Origin of the sequence: Flavobacterium turcicum (genome assembly GCF_011365745.1) — a bacterium.
GTDB lineage: Bacteria > Bacteroidota > Bacteroidia > Flavobacteriales > Flavobacteriaceae > Flavobacterium > Flavobacterium turcicum.
Map to the genome: position 1 here is coordinate 149,732 of NZ_JAAOBY010000001.1, position 19,453 is coordinate 169,184.

A 19,453-nucleotide genomic window follows, 5' to 3' on the forward strand; every position below is an offset into this window, starting at 1 on the left:
AAATGAAGAAATTGATAACTGTAGCGTTATTATGCCTAACTCTAACAGGCTTTGCGCAAGAAAAAATGATCACTAAAACAGGTAAAATTAACTTTGAAGGATCGGTTTCATCTTTTGAAGAAGTTAAAGCCTCGAACAACAATGTCACATTTGTATTGAATCCTAACACAGGAGAAATTGCAAGTTTAGCACTAGTAAAAGGTTTTCGATTTAAAGTGGCACTTATGGAGGAACATTTTAACGAAAACTACGTAGAAAGCGATAAATACCCAAAAGCTACTTTTAAAGGTAAACTTTCTGGCTTTGACGTAAAAAACCTTAGTGAAACACCAAAAGAGTTTCCGCTAACCGGTAAATTAGAGTTGCATGGCAAAACGAATGATGTTAAAACGACTGCAAAAATTAGTAAGACTGCTGCAGGTATTAAGATTGTATCGAACTTTGCAGTAAATGCAAGTGATTACAATATTGCTATTCCTGCTGTTGTAAAACGAAAAGTATCAAACAAGATTAACATCGAAATTGATGCTACCGTAAAATAAGGCACAAAGAATAAAATTTGTATAAAATTACGGCGTACGCTCTATAAAACCGTGAAAAAGATTTAATTTTGAAAGACAAAAACAATCTGATGCCTAGCTGTGGATTGAAAATTTTAAAAAAGAAATCAAAACATGGAAGAAGAAATTAACATTGAAAACGATTTTACGTTAATTCGGTTTCAAAACGACAGTTCGGCCCCATTGTTTGCGCAGCGTGAAACTACAAGTGGTTTAATTCAATTTCATTTTGGTCTAAAAGGAAATGCCAAGTTTTTGTTCAATCAAGGTAACTATGCTTTAGAGCTAAAAGAAGAAAAGTCGCTGCTTTTATACAATCCGCAAAAAGAACTGCCCTTGAACTTAGAGTTAGCTCCAAATTCTTGGGTTATTTCTGTAATAATTTCAATAAAAAAATTTCACGCTCTTTTCTCTACCGAGGCTGATTATATCACGTTTTTAAGTGCTGATAATAGAGACAAAAAATACTATAACGAAGGAAATATAAGTCCATCAATGGCTATAGTTTTGTCGCAATTGTTTCATTACAATTTGCATCCTTCTATTAAAAACTTGTATTATAAAGGGAAAGGCTACGAGTTGTTGAGCTTGTATTTTAACCGTACCGAAGATCCAAATGCGGAGCAATGTCCGTTCTTGATTGATGAAGACAATGTAATCAAAATAAAGAAAGCCAAAGAAATAATCATTTCGAACATGGCAGAGCCACCGGGATTGCAAGAATTAGCAGACGAGGTGGGGCTGAATATCAAAAAGTTGAAAATGGGATTCAAACAAATTTATGGCGACACCGTTTACGGATTTTTATTTGATTACAAAATGGATTTTGCACGCAAACTACTCGATAGCGGCTCCTACAACGTGAACGAAGTAGGATTAAAAATCGGCTATAGTACCGGCAGTCATTTTATTGCAGCATTCAAAAAGAAATTTGCCACTACGCCAAAAAAATACCTAATGTCTATTAACCCAAATATGAATTAGGGCATTGATTTTAGATATTAAACGATAAATAAAAAATAGTTAATCTCCGGATATAAAAAGTAAGTTTAATTACTTTTGTTCTAACAAAAAACAACAAAATGAAAGGTGTATTATTAGTAAACTTAGGCTCTCCAGAAAGTCCAACTCCAAAAGATGTAAAGCCGTATTTAGATGAGTTCTTGATGGATAAATACGTGATAGACGTTCCATTTTTATTGCGTGCATTATTGGTACGTGGAATCATTTTACAAACGAGACCTAAAAAATCAGCTGCAGCTTACTCAAGAATTTGGTGGGACGAAGGGTCGCCGCTTGTTGTTATATCGCGTCGTATGCACGAAAAAGTACAAGCGCAAGTTGATGTGCCAGTTGCTTTAGCAATGCGCTACGGAAATCCGTCTTTATTGTCTGGTTTACAAGAACTGCACGACAAAGGAGTGACCGAAGTAATGTTGTTTCCGTTGTACCCACAACACGCTATGGCCTCTACTACAACCATTTTAGAATTAGCCGAAGAGCACCGCAAAAAATATTTCCCTGAAATGAAATTCACGATAGTACCTGCGTTTTACAACAAACCTGACTATCTACAAAACTTAGCCGACTCCATTAAAGGTCATTTACAAGGTTTTGATTATGATCATTTGTTGTTTTCATACCACGGAATTCCAGAACGTCACATTCGTAAAACAGATGTTACGAAATCACACTGCAAAATTGACGGATCTTGTTGCAACACACCATCACCAGCGCATGAGTTTTGCTACCGTCATCAATGTTACGAAACTACCAAACAAGTAGTTAAACTATTGGGAATTCCAGAAGGAAAATACAGCCAAACCTTTCAGTCACGTTTAGCAGGTGACAAATGGTTGCGTCCATACACTGACGTAGAGGTGAACAAAATGCCTGAAAAAGGAATTAAAAATCTTGCTGTAGTTACTCCTGCATTTGTATCTGACTGTTTAGAAACTTTGGAAGAAATTGCAATGGAAGCCAACGAAGAATTTTTGCACCACGGTGGCGAAAACTTTATGGCAATTCCTTGTTTAAATGATAGTGATGATTGGTGTAAAACAGTAAGCAACTGGATTACAAATTGGTCAAAAGTAACGACAACAAGTACTGCAACAGCCGAAACTGTTACTGCATAAATGGCGGTAAAAGCCGATGAATTAGGCACGCAGGACATCAAAAAACTTTTGTTCAAACAAGCCGTTCCCGCATCAATTGGAATATTATTTTTGTCGGTCAACATTTTAATCGACACCATTTTTGTAGGACAATGGATTGGCTCATTAGCAATTGCTGCGGTTACCGTGGTACTTCCTATAACATTTTTGATCTCATCGCTTGGTATGGCAATTGGGGTTGGTGGTGGCTCTGTACTGTCACGAGCACTAGGCGCCGGAGATCGCGAAAAAGCGCTTTATACCTTCGGGAATCAAATCACATTAACTTTTGTGCTAGCCTCTATTTTTGTAGTGGCTGGCCTTTTTTTTAGTGTTGAAATGCTACACCTTTTTGGAGCAAAAGGTGCTATTTTAAAACCTGCGAAAGAATTTTTTATGCCAATTATTCTAAGTGTTCCTTTTTTAGCACTTTGTATGATGGGAAACAATGTTATTCGTGCCGAAGGCAAAGCAAAATTTGCTATGGTGGCTATGATCATTCCGGCCTTTGTAAATATTGGTTTAGACATTCTTTTTATTCGTTTTTTAAATATGGGGATGCAAGGCGCTGCATTGGCCACAGCAATCTCCTACTCTACTTGTTTTTTATTTGTAGGCTGGTTCTTTATTTTTAAAAGCGAACTAAAACTAGAAATAAAACATTTCAAATTACAAACCGCTATTAGCAAAGAAATTATTACGCTTAGCTTTGTCACCTTTGCCCGACAAGGAGTAGTAAGTATTTTGGCGATTATTGTAAACCACACTCTATACACTTACGGCGGCGAACACTCGGTTACTATTTATGGCATTATAAGTCGCATGTTAATGTTTGCCTTGTTCCCTATTTTAGGAATTACACAAGGTTTTTTACCTATTGCTGGTTATAATTACGGAGCGCAAAATCACGCACGTGTCAAAGAAAGTGTTGCACTCTCTATAAAATACGCGGCAATTTTAGCAACAATTATTTTTTTGATAATTGTAGTTTTTGCACAATCTATAGTTTCAATCTTTACAAACGACCCACAAGTAGTGCAACAAACTCCCGATGCTTTGCGATGGGTTTTTGCAGCTTCGCCCATTATAGCAATACAGTTAATTGGTGCGGCTTATTTTCAGGCGGCTGGGAAAGCTAAAAAGGCATTGGTTTTAACTTTGAGTAAGCAAGGGTTTTTCTTGATTCCGTTGGTACTCATTCTACCAAATTTTTTAGGTATTTTTGGCGTATGGATTGCTTTTCCTATTGCAGATGTACTTTCAACAGTGCTCACTGCTTACTTTTTGCACCGAGAAATGAATAAAAAATTAAAAAATACTGAAAATGGAATTCTATAATTACATTAAATCCCTACACCTCATCTTTGTAATCACATGGTTTGCAGGTTTGTTTTATATCGTACGATTGTTTGTGTATCAAATTGAAGCTGCTGCAAAACCCTCACCAGAAAAAGAAATCTTACAAAATCAATACAAAATAATGACGTACCGCTTATGGTATATCATCACTTGGCCATCAGCGATTCTAGCAAGTGTTTTTGCTTTTTGGATGTTGTTTTTTACGGAACTAGGCCAAGCTTGGTTACAAATGCCATGGATGCACGTAAAGCTTGGCTTTGTTTTTGCCCTGTATTTTTACCATGCCAAGTGCCAGCAAATTTTCAATCAATTGCAACGAAATGAAGTAAAATATTCTACTAATTTCATGCGATTATGGAATGAAGGAGCTACCATTATTTTGTTTGCTGTGGTGTTTTTAGTGATTTTAAAAAACGCCGTCAATTGGATATACGGAGTAATTGGGATTTTTCTTTTCTCTATTATTATCATGCTTGGTTTTAAATTTTATAAAAAAATTAGAGAACGAAACAATTCTTGATTCAAAACCAGACAGTAAACCGATATTGTAAATTAATCAACATGTTCACAAGCTTCAAAATAGCTATGCTTTCACTACGGATTAGGATTTTCCTGTCCATGATTGTATTGATATTAATGGCTTCGGTAATTTTAGCCTCAATATCAATTATTCAGTTTAAAAATGAAGCTAAAGAATACCATCAAGAACGCCTTGAACGCAATGAAAATGCAGTAAAACAGCACATTAATTTTATTCTTTCTACGACCACTTATCCTTTGAATGCCGCGAATTTAGATCTGATTTTTAAAGATAAAATTCACGAATTGGCACACATCCACAATATTGAAATAAATATTTACAGTTTGGATGGGAAATTATTAAAATCCTCAAAAGAGTCCTTTTCAGTTGATAAAGTAGCGCCACCTATCCCGAAATACATTTTAAAACTCGTACGCTCTTCTATTGAAAAAAGGTATGTAGACATTAAAACGATTGAAGGTAAAAAAAACCGTTCGGCATTTAGTCAAATCAAAGACGACAAATTCAAACCTCTTGGTATTTTAAATTTACCTTACGTAGAGGATGATGGCTATTACGAAAACGAGCTCAAAAACTTCCTGATTCGATTAGGCCAAGTGTATACTTTTATGTTGGTAATGGCCTTTGCGCTAGCCTATTTTTTATCATCTTATATTACTAAATCACTCAAAACCATTTCTGACAAGTTGAGTGAAACTAGCTTGAACCAAAAAAACGAAAAAATTGTTTTGGAAGCCAACAGCAAAGAAATCAATTTACTTATCAAAGCCTACAACGCCATGGTGGATGAATTGGAAAAAAGTGCTATTAAACTGGCTCAAAGCGAACGAGAAGGCGCTTGGCGCGAAATGGCCAAACAAGTGGCACACGAAATCAAAAATCCGTTGACTCCAATGCGTTTAACCGTGCAGAGTTTTCAGCGTAAATTTGATCCGGCTGATGCCAACGTCAAACAAAAAATGAATGATTACTCTGAAACACTCATTCAACAAATTGATACCATGAGCGCAGTGGCTTCGGCATTTTCAAACTTTGCTTCGATGCCAGCACAACAAAACGAAACCCTGAATGTGGTTGAAGTAGTTGAGCTTGCCATGGATATTTTTAACGAAGATTATATTGAGTTTAAAAGCGAATCGCCCGAAATTATTTCTAAAATTGACCGTACGCAACTCATTCGGATAATTACCAACTTGGCCAAAAACGCCATTCAGTCCATACCCGAGCAGCAAGAAGAAAAGAAAGTTACCGTTACCATTCGTAAAGAAATGAATACCGTTTTGATCACCGTTTCAGATAATGGAGTCGGTATTCAAGCAAGTGATGTACATCGTATTTTTGAACCTAAATTCACCACTAAAAGCAGTGGAATGGGGCTTGGTCTTGGAATCATAAAAAACATTATTGAAAATTATAAAGGAACAATTACCTTTGAGAGCGAATACGGAAAAGGAACCACTTTTACGGTATCGCTACCCATTTTGCACACATAAAAAACAAAATATATGAACTACGAAAACATTTTAATTACAACTGAAAATAACATTGCCACAGTTACCATCAATCGTCCTACAAAACTCAATGCGCTAAATGTTGCAACGATTTCTGACTTGCACAAAGCGTTCAAAATATTAGCCAAAAATGACGAAATAAGAGCTATTGTACTAACTGGTAGCGGTGAAAAAGCATTTGTTGCCGGTGCTGATATTTCAGAATTTGCTCATTTCTCAATTGAAGAAGGAACACAGTTGGCTGCTGAAGGGCAAGAAAAATTATTTGATTTCATAGAAAATTTAAAAACTCCTGTAATTGCAGCGGTTAACGGGTTTGCGTTAGGTGGCGGCTTAGAATTGGCGATGGCGTGCCATTTTAGAGTAGCATCAGACAATGCCAAAATGGGTTTACCTGAAGTTTCATTGGGTGTAATTCCGGGTTACGGAGGAACGCAACGTTTGCCGCAACTAGTTGGTAAAGGTCGAGCTATGGAACTTATTATGACTGCCGGAATGCTTACTGCTACTGAAGCGCACGGAATGGGATTAGTTAATCACGTGGTACCTCAAGAAGAACTAGTAGCGTTTTGTATGACTATTGCTGGCAAAATAATTAAAAACTCTCCTTATGCCATTGGCAAAGCTATCAAGGCCGTAAATGCTAACTTTAAAGAAGGAAAGAACGGCTACGAAGCCGAGATTAAAGCCTTTGGTAAATGTTTTGGAACGCAAGATTTTAAAGAGGGAACAACGGCTTTCTTAGAAAAAAGAAAAGCAGTTTTTACTGGGAAATAAAAAACAAAAAAAAGAGAGCCATTTAAGCTCTCTTTTTTTGTTACTACTTCTCTCCTTCCCATTCGGCATAAAATTGAGAAAGGAAACCTTCCATGTATTTATGACGCTGTTGTGCTATTTGTTTGCCAGTATCGGTGTTCATTTTATCTTTTAAAAGCAATAACTTCTCATAAAAATGATTGATCGTAGGCGAATCGTTATTTTTATATTCCTCCTTGCTCATAGATGTTTTTGGGGCAATTTCAGGGTCATAGAGCGTTCTATTCTTAAAACCGCCATAATTGAACGTCCTGGCAATTCCGATAGCTCCAATCGCATCTAATCGATCGGCATCTTGAACAATATCCAGTTCTTTTGAACTGAATTTCTTTTCAAAATTACCGCCTTTGTACGAGATGTTTTCAATAATGAGCACCACATGATCAATAACATCTTGAGTCACTGCTTTCGATTCTAAATAGTCTCGGGCTACTCTCGGGCCTACCGTTTCGTCTCCGTTGTGAAACTTACTATCAGCAATGTCATGCAGCAAAGCACCGAGTTGTACTACCAAAGCATCACAGGCTTCTGTCTTGGCAATAAGCAAGCTATTTTTGTACACACGCTCGATATGAAACCAATCGTGACCGCCCTCTGCATTTTGCAATTCTTGTTTTACAAAAGCAATTGTATCTGTAATTAATTGTTCTGAACTCATTAAAATTTAGTTTAAAAAAAATGCTGAACACTATCGTTTATACAATAGCATTCAACATTTCATAATTTTGTTTAACTTGACTAACGCACCAAAGCAGGCTCAACCCACTTAAATATGTGAGATTCTTGCGGAATTACCAATCGCTCTGAAATTTTAGCCATTCTAGCTGGTAATTTCATCAAGTAATCACGCGCTTTTTCAGCCTCATCAGTTAAGTTTCCTATCTTATCAATTTCCCACTTATCAATTAATTTTTGCATAATATCTACATAATCAGCAGCGGTATATACACCAATACGTTGTGCAGAATCAGAAAATTGCTCAAAAGCAGTACTTATTTTTTCACCAGACTCTCTTAAAAAATGAGCTGGCATTACAATCTTAGCTTTCATCATGTATTGAAAAGCCAACATCATTTCGCTTGGATCAATTTGGAAAATACGATTCACAAATTCACTGTATGCATGGTGGTGACGCATTTCATCGCCAGCAATCATTTTACACATTTTAGATAGTTTGTTATCGCCATATTTCTTAGCCATTTGCGCCACACGGTTGTGCGATACATAGGTGGCTAACTCTTGAAAACTGGTGTAAATAAAGTTCTTGTAAGGATCTGTACCCGTACCAATATCAAAACCGTCGTTAATTAAGTGTTGTGTAGTCATTTCAACTTCGCGCATGTTTACACGACCCGATAAGTACAAATATTTGTTTAATAGATCACCGTGACGATTTTCTTCACCTGTCCATTGTCTGATCCATTTAGCCCAACCGTTGCGCTCTACGTTATCAACACCTTCTACATCCATCAACCATGATTCGTAGGTTGGCAAAGCTTCTTCTGTGATGGTATCACCTACAAGCGTAACCCAAAAATCGTATGGTAAGTCTTTGGCTATTTCGCGTAATTCTTTAACCTCATCAAAGAAAGTTTCACTTTGAGAATTAGGTAAAAAATCAGTTGGTTGCCATATTTTTTCAACAGGAATCAGGTACTGATCGACAAAGCTATCTACGTTTTTTTCCAAAAACTGCATTACTTCTAATCGAATGTTTTTTATTGACATTATATATAAATTAAATTTTTATTCCTTGAACAACTGCTGTTTCGGTTTGTTCCATTAAATCAGCAAAATTGTATTCACTCACTGCTAGCGGTTTATGTATTACAAAGGTAAGGCGATTTCCTAAACCTACGGGGAAAAACCCATATTTAACTATTTTCCAAGAATTGTTTATGCTTACAGGAACTACGTAGGCTGAAGGTGCGTTTTTACACAAAATTTTCAAACCTGTTTGAGAGAAAGCTTTGGGAACACCAGTTTTACTGCGGGTTCCTTCAGGAAAAATAACTGCTGATCGTTTGTATTTTTCAATATACTCAGACAATCCTTTGATAACCGGAATGGCTTGCTTAGGGTCTTTTCTATCAATTAAAACTGATCCGCCGTGACGTAAATTATAGGAAACACTAGGAATACCGCTGCCTAGTTCTTTCTTGCTGACAAATTTACAATGAAAACGGCGTAAATACCAAATCATTGCAATAATATCATACATACTTTGGTGGTTGCACACAAAAATCAAGGGTACATTTTTCGGAATACTCTCTACATTTTTAAAAGTATAGCGTGTTCCTAATAAATTGGTACACTTTACCAGAAAAAAGTTCAAATAATCAACACTTTTTTTGTGGGCTTGGTAGCCAAAAACATTGAAACAAACCCATTGAATAGGGTGAAAAATAACCAAAGTAAGACCGAAACACAGATAATAAATTACGGAAATAGGATAGGAAATTAATTTTTGCATGCTGTTACAATTTTGCGACAAAAGTAATAAATATATTTTTAGCACTATTTAAACGCAAAATAATATACTTGCTATTGCTTAAATCGTAAATTTGCGGGTTATACTACCAATTTTTTAGTCAGCAAAAATGAATTTCACCTACCCAAAATCAGAAAAATTAAAGAGCAAAATCACTATCGGATTGTTGTTTACTGAGGGCAAATCTGTCTCAAAATACCCTTTGAGATTGGTTTACAAAGCAGGTTCATTTGGCCCAAACGACACATCGGACGGTAAAATAAAAATGGGAGTTTCAGTTTCAAAAAAGAATTTTAAAAAAGCAGTAGATCGCAATTACTTTAAGCGTGTTTTGCGTGAAACGTACCGAATAAACAAACACCTTTTGATTGATAATCTGGACCAACCGTATTCGTTTATGTTTTTTTACCAAACCAAAGAACGCTTGACTTATCAAGAAATAAACACAAAAACAAAACAATTGTTTGAAAAGTTTGTGGCTCAAAACAGTCCGAAACCAACAACCGAAAACCAAGACAGTACTAAATCGTAAAAGGTTAACGACATTTGAAAATTCTATCAAATGTTTCAGCTGTCAATAGCCAACTATTAAGCGATTTATTGTTATTTTAGTGACTTCTAATTTACTTACACCAACCTATGAACTTTCTTCAAAAAAAATTTATAATTCCAGTTGTTGCTTCCTCTTTTCTGTTTATTGGAAGCAGTTTTAAAGACGACTTTTTTGAAATAGCCAAGCAAATTGAAATTTTCACCACTCTTTTCAAAGAATTGAACAGGAATTATGTTGATGAAACCAATCCGGGAGACCTAATGGACAAAGCAATCAAAGGGATGCTTGCCAACTTAGACCCGTACACAGTTTATTTTAATGAGCAAGATGTCGTTCGATTTAAGATCAACAATACTGGCGAGTACACTGGTATTGGTGCCATGTTAACCCGCAAGGAAGATCAGTTGATTATCAAAGAATCGTACAAAGACTTTCCGGCTGACAAAGCAGGTTTGCGTCCTGGCGATGCCATTATTCAAATTGGAGATGTGCTTTTAGCTGATTTTAAAGATGATGCTTCGCAACTTTTAAAAGGTGCCAAAAACACCAAAATTGCTATCAAGTACCTCCGCCAAGGAAAAACAAATACCACCGAAATTGTTCTGGACGAAGTCGCTATTAAATCAGTACCGTTTTTTGCAAAAATTGACGACAAAACCGGCTATATCGTTTTGGCGCATTTCAACAAAAAAGCTTCGAATGAAACTAAAGAAGCACTTGAACAACTCAAAAAAGAAGGCGCTGAACGCATTATTTTGGATGTGCGCGACAATCCGGGCGGTTTATTAAATGAAGCAGTAAACATCTGTAATCTTTTTGTAGAAAAAAACGAAGTTATCGTAACTACAAAATCGAAAATAGAAAAACACAACACCACTTACAAAACCACTCAAAGCCCAGTAGACACTGCAATTCCTTTGGTAATTTTAGTTAATGGACGCAGTGCCTCCGCCTCTGAAATTGTTGCTGGAGCCTTGCAGGATTTGGACCGCGCCGTTGTAGTTGGCAGTCGCAGTTTTGGAAAAGGATTGGTTCAAAGACCCGTTGACTTAACCTTTGGCACACAACTAAAAGTGACTATTTCTCGCTATTACACGCCCTCAGGCAGATGTATTCAAGCTTTGGATTATTCTAAAAAAGACAAAAATGGCATGGCTATTAAAACCGAAGCCAAGAATTTTAATGCTTTTAAAACCCGAAAAGGACGCACCGTGTATGATGGTGGCGGTATTCAACCCGACGTAGAATTAGACGAAGCCAAATCAAGCCCGATTACCAATGCATTACTTAGAAATGATGGAATTTTTAATTATGCCACCGTGTATTATTATAAAAATCCGAACTTAGGAAAGCAAATCCCTGTGATTACCGATGCGGATTATGCTGACTTTAAGCAGTTTTTAAAAGTCCAAAAATTTAATTTTGACACAGAGACTGAAATAGCTCTAAAAAACACTTTGGCTGCAGCCAAAAAAGAAAATCTCGACGAATCGATTCAGGCCGAATACCAACAATTATTGACCGCTTTGCAAAAATCAGAAAATGCTTTGCTAGACAAACACCAAAAAGAAATCAAGAATTTATTACTTGACGAAATCATCAAGAGATATCAGTATCAAGAGGGTTTGTATCAGTATTACACTAAAAACAACGCAGAGATTAAGAAAGGGGTAAGCATACTCAACTCAGCTACCGAATATAAAGCCATTTTAAAAATGTAATGAAACAATTGCTACACTTGTTTATTGTTTTGATTTTTAGTTCCTGCTACTCTCAAAACAGAGCAGTGACTACGGTATATTTTGAATTTGACAAACACAAATTACCCGAAGATCAAATACAAGTGATTGTTGATTTTATGAAAACCGTCGATACTACTAAAATCGAATCTATACAAATATTTGGGTATTGCGATGACCGCGGCGCAAAAGATTACAACTACGACTTATCTAAAAAAAGGGTGATGACAGTGCAAGATATCCTGACTGCCAATGGATTCAATCAAAATAAAATTGTGATTATTGAAGGCAAAGGTCGTGTCATCATTCAAAAAGATGATATTGAAAATTTATCCGAAATACGATCTAAAAATCGTAGAGTCGACTTGTTCTTGGTCAAAAAGAACAGCTATGGCAAAGGAATTTACAATTCGTTTAGAGACAATCAAAAAGTTGGTGACCGCATTTACTTAGAAACAATTTTGTTTCCGCTAGGAAGCAGCAAATTAACAGCCGCTACCAAAAACGAACTTGACAAGATTGTGATCCTATTGCAAAAGAAAAAAACTTTAGAGTTTGAAATAAGAGGCCATGTATGCTGCACACCAAATTATTACGAAGATGCAATTGACAGAGATACAAAAGAACGAAAATTGTCTTTGAACCGTGCCAAAAGCGTATACCGCTACTTGCTCTCAAAAGGCGTTAACAGCTTACGCATGCAATATGTGGGTTGCGGTAACAAATATCCTTTAGGTCAAGGAGATGCATTAGACCGACGCGTTGAATTTTTAATCCTAAAAATTTAGTTACTCGCGCACCATTTCTATATGCGGAATATCATCTTCTAAATACATTTCGCTGGTTTGAATAAACCCGTGACTTTCGTAAAATTTCTTCAAGTACAACTGCGCTCCAATTGTGATTTTGGTTTCGTTAAAATGAGTAGCAATGCCAGCAATAGAGTGTTGCATTAATTCATGACCCCATTTTCTGTCTCGGTACTTTGCAGATACAGTAACACGACCAATTGATGCATTATCAAAACTAACACCAGCAGGAAACAATCTAGAATGTGCTACAATTGCACCATCATAAACTCCTAAAAGATGCAAGGCTACTTTATCTTTTCCGTCAAGGTCTAAGTAAACACAGTTTTGCTCTACAACAAATATCTCACTACGCAGTTGCAATAAATCGTATAGCTCATGTACTGTAAGCGCATCAAATGCCTTAATTTCCCATTGAATTGTCATTGTGTTCTATTTATTTTTGAAGTGCAAATTAAAGCATTTTAACGCTTTCTTTTTACAACTCTGACTAATTTTATAATGGATTCTAATTCGTGCATTAAATCGCGTTTATCTTTGGATGGCGCGTAACAAAAACCTTCTAATACTAAAATTCTGTTGTAGGCACGATCAACAATCGCGTAATTGATGAAAGGTCCTGACATGAAATCATTATTCAATTGCCAAGTTCCTTTGGTCTCGTAGGTCATTTTACCATCTAACTCTATTTTTGCAAAATACGGAGCATATGCCTCTTCAGTAATCATATTGGTATTGGCTTCCTTGCCACTAATGTATAATTTACCAATAGAATCGCGCATTTTGATAATGCTACTACTAGCTTCGGAATTTTTTTTAATGCTTCCCAACGGAATTTGGTACACCAAAATACTCGTATTACCTCCAATATTTTCCTTTTTTAGCCACATGAAGTTACGTTTTTGCAAAACATAAACATAGCCTGTAGGAATAGCAATGCCAATATGAAATTTATTTTTAATAATTGCTGGATCAATAAGCGCTGATTGATGCTGTTTTTGGGTTTCAGCCAATTCTCCATTTTTAATAATTTGCAACATTTGAGGAGCGTTACTTTCAAGAGAAGTAATAATATCGGCTGCGGTTTTACCAGTTATGTGGAAAACATTTTGAGGAGAGGCGTATTGATTTTTTTTGATTTCGAAAGTATTCTTGTCTGCTTTTTTAACAACAATAATAGCTCGAGTTGCGGTCATAAAACCTTCAAGTAACTTAACAGGGTATTGATTGATATTAAATAAGGGTTCCTCTTGAGGTAGTCCAATTACTGGCGAGGCAAACTTGTTTCTGATACTATCTCCAATTTCACCATTCCACAGTTGATCATCAATAATTACGGAAATTGTATTTATTTTTCCTGAAGATTGACGGTTGCGTTCGCTGCTTTCTTTTTTACAAGAAAACAACAACAAAGACACAAACAACATTAAAAAATAGGTTTTACGCATCACGAATTGATTATAAAATAAAACCCAAATTTATTGAAGTTAATCGGTTTATCCGTTAATTTTTAGCTTCATTCCAGGTTTCAGTTGTTCACCGCTAATACCGTTCCATTTTTTCAAATCGGAGGTAGTAACTCCCGGATATTTTTTTGCAATACTGAATAATGAATCTCCTTTTTTCACGTAATAATCAGAACTTGAACCTTTGCTCTTCATCGCTGAAGCTTTAGTTTTAAAAGAATTTACTGAGGCCTTATCGGTTACAATCGCAATTTCATCTTTGGCAACAATTAAGCTTTTACCAATTGTTATGGTGTTATCATTTAACTTATTCCATTGTTTGATATCACTTAAAGAAGTTCCAAATTTAGATGCAATTGCGCTTAAGTTATCGCCTTTTTGCACTACATATTCAACATCTCTGCGCTCCTGAGCATTTGCTAGATCTTGTTTTGTATCTACTTCTAATTTAGCAATTTGTATGGTAGCTCCTATTTGAACAGCATCAGTAGTAAGGCCATTCCAACTTTGAATATCAGCTACAGAAACATTGTGCTTTTTGGCAATATTACCCAAGTTATCGCCTTTTTGTACTACATAAATTGCCTCTGATGATGTGGTAGCTTCTTTATCATCCTTGACGATTTTTGAACTTGTACTAACTGCAACCACAGGATTTGTTTCTCGAATTGACTTTGTTATAATCTTATCTTGTTTACCTGTAGGAGGTTCAATTCTCAAGCTTTTTCCGTAAGCCAGTGAATTGCTCCTTAAATTATTCCATTGTTTAATCTCAGCTACAGTAACATCATATTTAGCCGCAACATTTGTCAAATTATCACCGCGTTGTACTCTATAAAAAGATGATTTAGGACCAGAATCATTTGCTTTAGTACCGATGCTGTCTTTTACTACAACAGCTCTAGACATTTGAAATGGTTTTTCACGCTGATCCATTTCGTGTTTTGCATAAGCATACATTTTGTCCTCGTTAGAAGCAAAAACAGCAATTTTGTCTTGTGGCAAACGCAAAAAATGTTCTTGATCGTGGTAATACGGAACTACATTTAATTTATACGAAGGATTTAAAAGTTGTAATTGTGCTACGGGAACATCTAATAAATCAGATATTTGTTTGAAAGTTAGCTGTTGCTTGATGCGAATAGTATCGGTAGCAAAGTGTTTGATAAAAGCTTTTTCAGGAACAATTCCGTGCTCTTTATGGTACTCGTAGATGTACATTGTAGCTAAAAATGCAGGAACATACCCTTGAGTTTCTTTGGGTAAATTTTTACGAATGTTCCAATAATTTTGTTGCCCTCCAGAACGACGAATTGCTTTCGAAACATTGCCTGGCCCTGAATTGTAAGAGGCAAGAACCAAATCCCAATCGCCAAAAATCTTAAACATATTGGTCATATAATTCGCGGCTGCTTCGCTTGCTTTTAGTGGATCACTGCGCTCGTCAACATACGAGTCAATTTTTAATCCGTATTGTTTTCCTGTTTGATACATAAATTGCCACAAACCAGTAGCTCCCATTCTAGAGACCGCTTTAGGGTTTAGTGCCGACTCTACTACGGCTAAATATTTAATTTCTAACGGTACGTTTTTTCTAGCCAATGCTTCTTCGAAAAGCGGAAAATAGTATTCCGATACGGCCATCAAACGCTCAAAAGATCTTTTTCTATTTTTTAAAAAGGATTTAATAATATTTTCTAAACCTATGTTGTACTCAATATTAAACGGAGACTTGGCATCTATTGCGGCCAAACGTTTTTTAAGCAAATCGGTTGGAAGTTCAAAATCAATTTTTTGATCAAAATTCCCATTCTGAATATCATCAGAAATTGTATTGTACAGATCTAAACTAGTTAACTCTTTAATCCACAAACTGTCTACACTTGCAGCCAATCGATGTTTGACAAATGTTTTTTTAATAGAATCCAGGTATGAAATCTTCGGTTCTAGTTTTATATTAGCTTGTAATTCCTGATTGTTTTGTGCAAACATTTGCGCTGAAATAAACAGTACAATTGCGGCAATGGTATTTTTTACATTCATATTTTCACGATCAAAGACCTATATTTCAAATGATTATAAATTTGCTTTTCACAAACTTAAGAGGTTTAAACTAAAAATTTCACTAAATATTGTTAAAAATGCAATCTTTGCTCCTTTTAGAAAGAATTTTAGTCACTTTAAGAACTGTTTTCAGGTTAAAAAAATGAAATTACTAAAAATATCTCTCCAAAAAGTAAGTAAATAACTAATCGCGATAGTACAATTGCAATACAAATTCAGTTTTTCATCTATTTTTCATTTGATAAATAACCTCTTAACGTGCAAAAACCTTAGTTACGGTAAAGTACTAAGGTTTTTACAGGACTAGTGTATTTATAAAAAAAGCAACAAAGCTTGATTATTTTTTTAATCGAAAACTATTTTAAAATTGCTTCAATACCAGGTAAACTTTGGCCTTCAAGCATTTCAAGCATTGCTCCTCCACCGGTTGATACGTAGCTCATTCGGTCTTCTAAACCAAATTGTTTTACTGCGGCAACAGAGTCACCACCACCAACAAGCGAGAAGGCACCATTAGAAGTTGCTTCAGCAATAAAATTGCCTAAAGCAATAGTCCCATTTGCAAAACTTTCCATTTCAAAAACGCCCAATGGACCGTTCCATAAAATAGTTTTTGAAGCTAGAATTACTTCTTTAAAGTTTGCTAATGATTTTGGTCCTGCATCTAAACCTTGCCATCCATCAGGAATTTCATTTACATCAACCACCTTTGTGTTAGCTGTATTCGAAAAATCATCTGCTGCAATTACATCAACTGGAATATGAATTTGAACGCCTTTTTCTTTAGCTAATCGTAAAATTTCAAGAGCTAATTCTTGTTTATCATCTTCGCAAATAGAATCTCCTACCTTTCCGCCTAGCGCTTTAACAAAAGTAAAAGTCATACCACCGCCAATAATCATGTGATCTACTTTATCTAAAATGTTTTCAATAACCGTAATTTTCGATGACACTTTTGATCCACCAAGAACTGCTGTTACTGGTTTTTCACTATTTTTTAAAACTTTGTTTAAGCTTTCTATTTCTTTGGCTAATAACAAACCGAAACATTTGCTTTCTGGGAAAAACTGAGCAATAATAGTAGTCGATGCGTGCGCTCTGTGCGCAGTACCAAAGGCATCGTTTACGTACACGTCTCCTAATGAGGCAAGCTCTTTTGCAAAAGCAACATCACCCGCTTCTTCTTCAGTATGAAAACGCAAATTTTCTAGCAACAACACTTCACCTGCTTTCAATTGAGACGCCGCTGTTGTAGCTGTTTCACCAACACAATTAGCTGCAAATTGGACTGGTACGCCAAGAACCTCAGCAGTAGTTTTTAAAATGTGTTTTAAAGAATATTTTTCTTCTACACCTTTTGGTCTTCCTAAATGCGACATCAAAATGACACTACCGCCTTGCGCCAAGATAGCTTGTATGGTTGGTTTAGCAGCTTCGATACGTGTAGCATCAGTAACATTGAAGTTTTCGTCCAAAGGCACATTAAAATCTACTCTAATTAAAGCTTTTTTATTTTTGAAATCGAAATCATTTAGTGTTTTCATCAGTGTGTATTTTTAGATTAATTATACGTCCAAGAGCAACAAATATAGAACTTTTAAATTAGTAATAAATTCCAAAAAAGATTGAAAACTAAATTAACAGCAACGAAATCGATGTAAATCAATAAATAATGTTATTTTTTGTCGAATAACTTGCATTATAGCAATAGTAACAAACACCAAAATACTTTTATCAAGTTGATTTTAACTGTTAGACTAGCGGGTTGACATTGCAAAGTTTGATATTTAAACTTTTAGACTAAACCATTTTCTGCTATCTTTGCTACATGCAATTTTCAGAAATTTTAGGGCAAGAACACATTAAAAATCACTTGACACGAAGTGCTAATTTAGGTCGTATTCCACATGCACAGTTGTTCGTAGGTCCTGAGGGAAGTGGCACACTTGCAATGGCAATTGCTTATGCACAATACATTATTTGCAACAATCAAAATGGCGAAAATACTGGCGAAAATAGTGCCTGCAATTTAAAATTCGAAAAAACTTCGCATCCAGATTTGCATTTTATTTACCCAACGGTAAGCACCGAAGATGTAAAAACCAAACCTAAAAGTATTGATTTTATAGCCGAATGGCGCCAATTTTTAGAGCATAATCCGTACGGAAGTTTGTTTGATTGGTATCAAATGCTAGGCGTAAAAAACAAGCAAGGTGAAATTCGAGTTGATGATGCGCAGGAAATCTTAAAATCATTAGCACTTAAATCCTTTGAGGGTGGTTATAAGATTATGATCATTTGGATGGCCGATAAAATTAATACGGCTGCCTCTAACAAATTGCTAAAATTACTAGAAGAACCAACCGATAAAACGGTTTTTATTTTAATCTCTGAAAACGAGGAAAATATTTTACAAACTATTCGTTCGCGCTGTCAAGTATTGCATTTTAATGGTTTACCCGAAACCGTAATTGCAGATGCTTTAGTAAAAACCCAAAACATTGCAGCAAATGAAGCCTTACGTATTGCACATCAAGCACAAGGCAACTACAATAAAGCATTGCAATTATTGCAACCCGATAGCGAAACTGTTTTTTTTGAAAAGTGGTTTGTTGATTGGGTTCGTGCAGCATTTAGAGCCAAAGGAAATGCAGCAGCCATTCAAGATTTAATTCAATGGAGCGAACTGGTGGCCGCTTTGGGTCGTGAAACACAAAAGAAGTTTTTACAGTTTTGCATCGAAATGTTCCGACAAGCGCTACTGCTCAATTACGAGACCAAAAACTTAGTTTACATTGAACCAAAAGTCGAAAAATTCAAGCTCGAAAATTTTGCACCCTTCGTGAACGGAAATAACATTCAAGCCATTTTCACTGAGCTATCTAATGCAATGTATCATATCGAACGTAACGGAAACGCAAAAATCATATTGACTGATTTATCCATAAGACTTACCCGTTTAATCCACAAAAAATAAACACATGAACAACATTACCTCTATTTTAATTTTGATTTTTTTGGCCATTACTTTTTTACAATCAGGCTACGATAAACTATTTTATTGGAAAGATAACGTAGAATGGTTAAAAGGCCATTTTGCTAATACTCCGCTTAAAAATCAAGTGCCACTTGCATTAGGAAACATTCTAGTTTTAGAACTAATATCAGGAGTACTTAGCGTAGTAGGTTGCGTTGAATTATTCATCAACAATGGTAGAGTTTTTGGTTTTTACGGAGCTGTTTTTTCGTGCATCACATTACTGATGCTGTTGTTTGGTCAACGTTTAGCCAAAGATTATGATGGTGCCAGAACAATTGTCATTTATTTTATTCCCGCAATTTTAGCCGTGTATTGGTTAAATTAATTCAAAGTACAAGCGCGTTACCC

Annotated in this window: 19 protein-coding genes; 12 read left to right on the forward strand and 7 right to left on the reverse strand. The window is 35.7% G+C overall.

Annotation, left to right across the window (positions count from 1 at the left end; genetic code table 11):
• Window positions 1-2 precede the first annotated feature (2 nt).
• From G9Q29_RS00635 to G9Q29_RS00665, 7 genes are all read left to right on the forward strand, one after another.
• Entirely contained in the window at window positions 3-542 is a 540-nt protein-coding gene (locus G9Q29_RS00635) for a YceI family protein (protein ID WP_166132582.1), read from the forward strand.
• Between the two features lie 132 nt (window positions 543-674).
• On the forward strand, window positions 675-1,544 hold the full coding sequence (locus G9Q29_RS00640; protein ID WP_166132583.1) for a helix-turn-helix domain-containing protein: 870 nt from the start codon (window positions 675-677) through the stop codon (window positions 1,542-1,544).
• 98 nt (window positions 1,545-1,642) lie between these two features.
• Complete coding sequence (gene hemH, locus G9Q29_RS00645; RefSeq protein ID WP_166132584.1) at window positions 1,643-2,698, forward strand: ferrochelatase; 1,056 nt, start codon at window positions 1,643-1,645, stop codon at window positions 2,696-2,698.
• Entirely contained in the window at window positions 2,699-4,054 is a 1,356-nt protein-coding gene (locus G9Q29_RS00650; protein WP_166132585.1) for an MATE family efflux transporter, read from the forward strand. It begins immediately after the preceding gene.
• A complete protein-coding gene (locus tag G9Q29_RS00655) occupies window positions 4,041-4,595 on the forward strand; it encodes a CopD family protein (protein WP_166132586.1) in 555 nt (184 codons plus the stop codon). Before G9Q29_RS00650 ends, G9Q29_RS00655 begins: the two co-directional genes overlap by 14 nt.
• A 98-nt stretch (window positions 4,596-4,693) precedes the next feature.
• Window positions 4,694-6,109, forward strand: coding sequence for an ATP-binding protein (locus G9Q29_RS00660; protein WP_166132587.1), 1,416 nt, complete (start codon window positions 4,694-4,696; stop codon window positions 6,107-6,109).
• Window positions 6,110-6,121: 12 nt separating this feature from the next.
• On the forward strand, window positions 6,122-6,904 hold the full coding sequence (locus G9Q29_RS00665) for an enoyl-CoA hydratase/isomerase family protein (RefSeq protein ID WP_166132588.1): 783 nt from the start codon (window positions 6,122-6,124) through the stop codon (window positions 6,902-6,904).
• Window positions 6,905-6,947: 43 nt separating this feature from the next.
• Here G9Q29_RS00665 and G9Q29_RS00670 read toward each other — a convergent pair whose 3' ends face one another.
• The 3 genes from G9Q29_RS00670 to G9Q29_RS00680 form a co-directional block, all read right to left on the reverse strand.
• Window positions 6,948-7,601 (reverse strand): HD domain-containing protein, encoded by a 654-nt coding sequence (locus G9Q29_RS00670; protein ID WP_166132589.1) that lies wholly within the window; start codon window positions 7,599-7,601, stop codon window positions 6,948-6,950.
• Window positions 7,602-7,681: 80 nt separating this feature from the next.
• Complete coding sequence (locus G9Q29_RS00675) at window positions 7,682-8,671, reverse strand: acyl-ACP desaturase (RefSeq protein WP_166132590.1); 990 nt, start codon at window positions 8,669-8,671, stop codon at window positions 7,682-7,684.
• Between the two features lie 10 nt (window positions 8,672-8,681).
• Window positions 8,682-9,416, reverse strand: coding sequence for a lysophospholipid acyltransferase family protein (locus tag G9Q29_RS00680; protein ID WP_166132591.1), 735 nt, complete (start codon window positions 9,414-9,416; stop codon window positions 8,682-8,684).
• Window positions 9,417-9,543: 127 nt separating this feature from the next.
• Here G9Q29_RS00680 and rnpA point away from each other — a divergent pair, with 127 nt between their 5' ends.
• From rnpA to G9Q29_RS00695, 3 genes are all read left to right on the forward strand, one after another.
• On the forward strand, window positions 9,544-9,966 hold the full coding sequence (rnpA, locus tag G9Q29_RS00685; RefSeq protein WP_166132592.1) for a ribonuclease P protein component: 423 nt from the start codon (window positions 9,544-9,546) through the stop codon (window positions 9,964-9,966).
• Between the two features lie 107 nt (window positions 9,967-10,073).
• Window positions 10,074-11,708: a S41 family peptidase gene (locus G9Q29_RS00690; protein WP_166132593.1), complete on the forward strand. Its 1,635-nt coding sequence runs from the start codon at window positions 10,074-10,076 to the stop codon at window positions 11,706-11,708.
• On the forward strand, window positions 11,708-12,514 hold the full coding sequence (locus G9Q29_RS00695) for an OmpA family protein (protein WP_166132594.1): 807 nt from the start codon (window positions 11,708-11,710) through the stop codon (window positions 12,512-12,514). The genes G9Q29_RS00690 and G9Q29_RS00695 overlap by 1 nt, the downstream gene beginning before the upstream one ends.
• Here G9Q29_RS00695 and G9Q29_RS00700 read toward each other — a convergent pair whose 3' ends face one another.
• The 4 genes from G9Q29_RS00700 to G9Q29_RS00715 form a co-directional block, all read right to left on the reverse strand.
• Window positions 12,515-12,961, reverse strand: a complete 447-nt coding sequence (locus G9Q29_RS00700) for a GNAT family N-acetyltransferase (RefSeq protein WP_166132595.1) — start codon at window positions 12,959-12,961, stop codon at window positions 12,515-12,517.
• A gap of 38 nt (window positions 12,962-12,999) precedes the next feature.
• Window positions 13,000-13,983 carry a DUF4837 family protein gene (locus G9Q29_RS00705; protein WP_166132596.1) on the reverse strand — a complete coding sequence of 328 codons (984 nt, stop codon included), beginning with the start codon at window positions 13,981-13,983 and terminating at the stop codon, window positions 13,000-13,002.
• 48 nt (window positions 13,984-14,031) lie between these two features.
• Window positions 14,032-16,044, reverse strand: coding sequence for a LysM peptidoglycan-binding domain-containing protein (locus tag G9Q29_RS00710; protein WP_166132597.1), 2,013 nt, complete (start codon window positions 16,042-16,044; stop codon window positions 14,032-14,034).
• A 377-nt stretch (window positions 16,045-16,421) separates the two neighbouring features.
• Complete coding sequence (locus G9Q29_RS00715; protein ID WP_166132598.1) at window positions 16,422-17,609, reverse strand: phosphoglycerate kinase; 1,188 nt, start codon at window positions 17,607-17,609, stop codon at window positions 16,422-16,424.
• A gap of 284 nt (window positions 17,610-17,893) precedes the next feature.
• On the opposite strand from G9Q29_RS00715, the gene G9Q29_RS00720 reads away from it, so the two are divergent.
• Window positions 17,894-19,042, forward strand: coding sequence for a DNA polymerase III subunit (locus G9Q29_RS00720; RefSeq protein ID WP_166132599.1), 1,149 nt, complete (start codon window positions 17,894-17,896; stop codon window positions 19,040-19,042).
• Between the two features lie 4 nt (window positions 19,043-19,046).
• Window positions 19,047-19,430: a DoxX family membrane protein gene (locus G9Q29_RS00725; protein WP_166132600.1), complete on the forward strand. Its 384-nt coding sequence runs from the start codon at window positions 19,047-19,049 to the stop codon at window positions 19,428-19,430.
• The last annotated feature ends 23 nt before the right edge of the window (window positions 19,431-19,453 follow it).

Bases quoted from the DNA above. Each gene is read 5' to 3' on its own strand.
- G9Q29_RS00720 (WP_166132599.1), top strand. From the start codon at position 17,894: ATGCAATTTTCAGAAATTTTAGGGCAAGAACACATTAAAAATCACTTG.
- G9Q29_RS00650 (WP_166132585.1), top strand. From the start codon at position 2,699: ATGGCGGTAAAAGCCGATGAATTAGGCACGCAGGACATCAAAAAACTT.
- G9Q29_RS00680 (WP_166132591.1), bottom strand. From the start codon at position 9,416: ATGCAAAAATTAATTTCCTATCCTATTTCCGTAATTTATTATCTGTGT.
- G9Q29_RS00670 (WP_166132589.1), bottom strand. From the start codon at position 7,601: ATGAGTTCAGAACAATTAATTACAGATACAATTGCTTTTGTAAAACAA.
- G9Q29_RS00655 (WP_166132586.1), top strand. From the start codon at position 4,041: ATGGAATTCTATAATTACATTAAATCCCTACACCTCATCTTTGTAATC.
- G9Q29_RS00660 (WP_166132587.1), top strand. From the start codon at position 4,694: ATGATTGTATTGATATTAATGGCTTCGGTAATTTTAGCCTCAATATCA.
- G9Q29_RS00690 (WP_166132593.1), top strand. From the start codon at position 10,074: ATGAACTTTCTTCAAAAAAAATTTATAATTCCAGTTGTTGCTTCCTCT.
- G9Q29_RS00725 (WP_166132600.1), top strand. From the start codon at position 19,047: ATGAACAACATTACCTCTATTTTAATTTTGATTTTTTTGGCCATTACT.
- rnpA (WP_166132592.1), top strand. From the start codon at position 9,544: ATGAATTTCACCTACCCAAAATCAGAAAAATTAAAGAGCAAAATCACT.
- G9Q29_RS00705 (WP_166132596.1), bottom strand. From the start codon at position 13,983: ATGCGTAAAACCTATTTTTTAATGTTGTTTGTGTCTTTGTTGTTGTTT.
- G9Q29_RS00700 (WP_166132595.1), bottom strand. From the start codon at position 12,961: ATGACAATTCAATGGGAAATTAAGGCATTTGATGCGCTTACAGTACAT.
- G9Q29_RS00635 (WP_166132582.1), top strand. From the start codon at position 3: ATGAAGAAATTGATAACTGTAGCGTTATTATGCCTAACTCTAACAGGC.
- G9Q29_RS00710 (WP_166132597.1), bottom strand. From the start codon at position 16,044: ATGAATGTAAAAAATACCATTGCCGCAATTGTACTGTTTATTTCAGCG.
- G9Q29_RS00695 (WP_166132594.1), top strand. From the start codon at position 11,708: ATGAAACAATTGCTACACTTGTTTATTGTTTTGATTTTTAGTTCCTGC.
- G9Q29_RS00675 (WP_166132590.1), bottom strand. From the start codon at position 8,671: ATGTCAATAAAAAACATTCGATTAGAAGTAATGCAGTTTTTGGAAAAA.
- hemH (WP_166132584.1), top strand. From the start codon at position 1,643: ATGAAAGGTGTATTATTAGTAAACTTAGGCTCTCCAGAAAGTCCAACT.
- G9Q29_RS00640 (WP_166132583.1), top strand. From the start codon at position 675: ATGGAAGAAGAAATTAACATTGAAAACGATTTTACGTTAATTCGGTTT.
- G9Q29_RS00665 (WP_166132588.1), top strand. From the start codon at position 6,122: ATGAACTACGAAAACATTTTAATTACAACTGAAAATAACATTGCCACA.
- G9Q29_RS00715 (WP_166132598.1), bottom strand. From the start codon at position 17,609: ATGAAAACACTAAATGATTTCGATTTCAAAAATAAAAAAGCTTTAATT.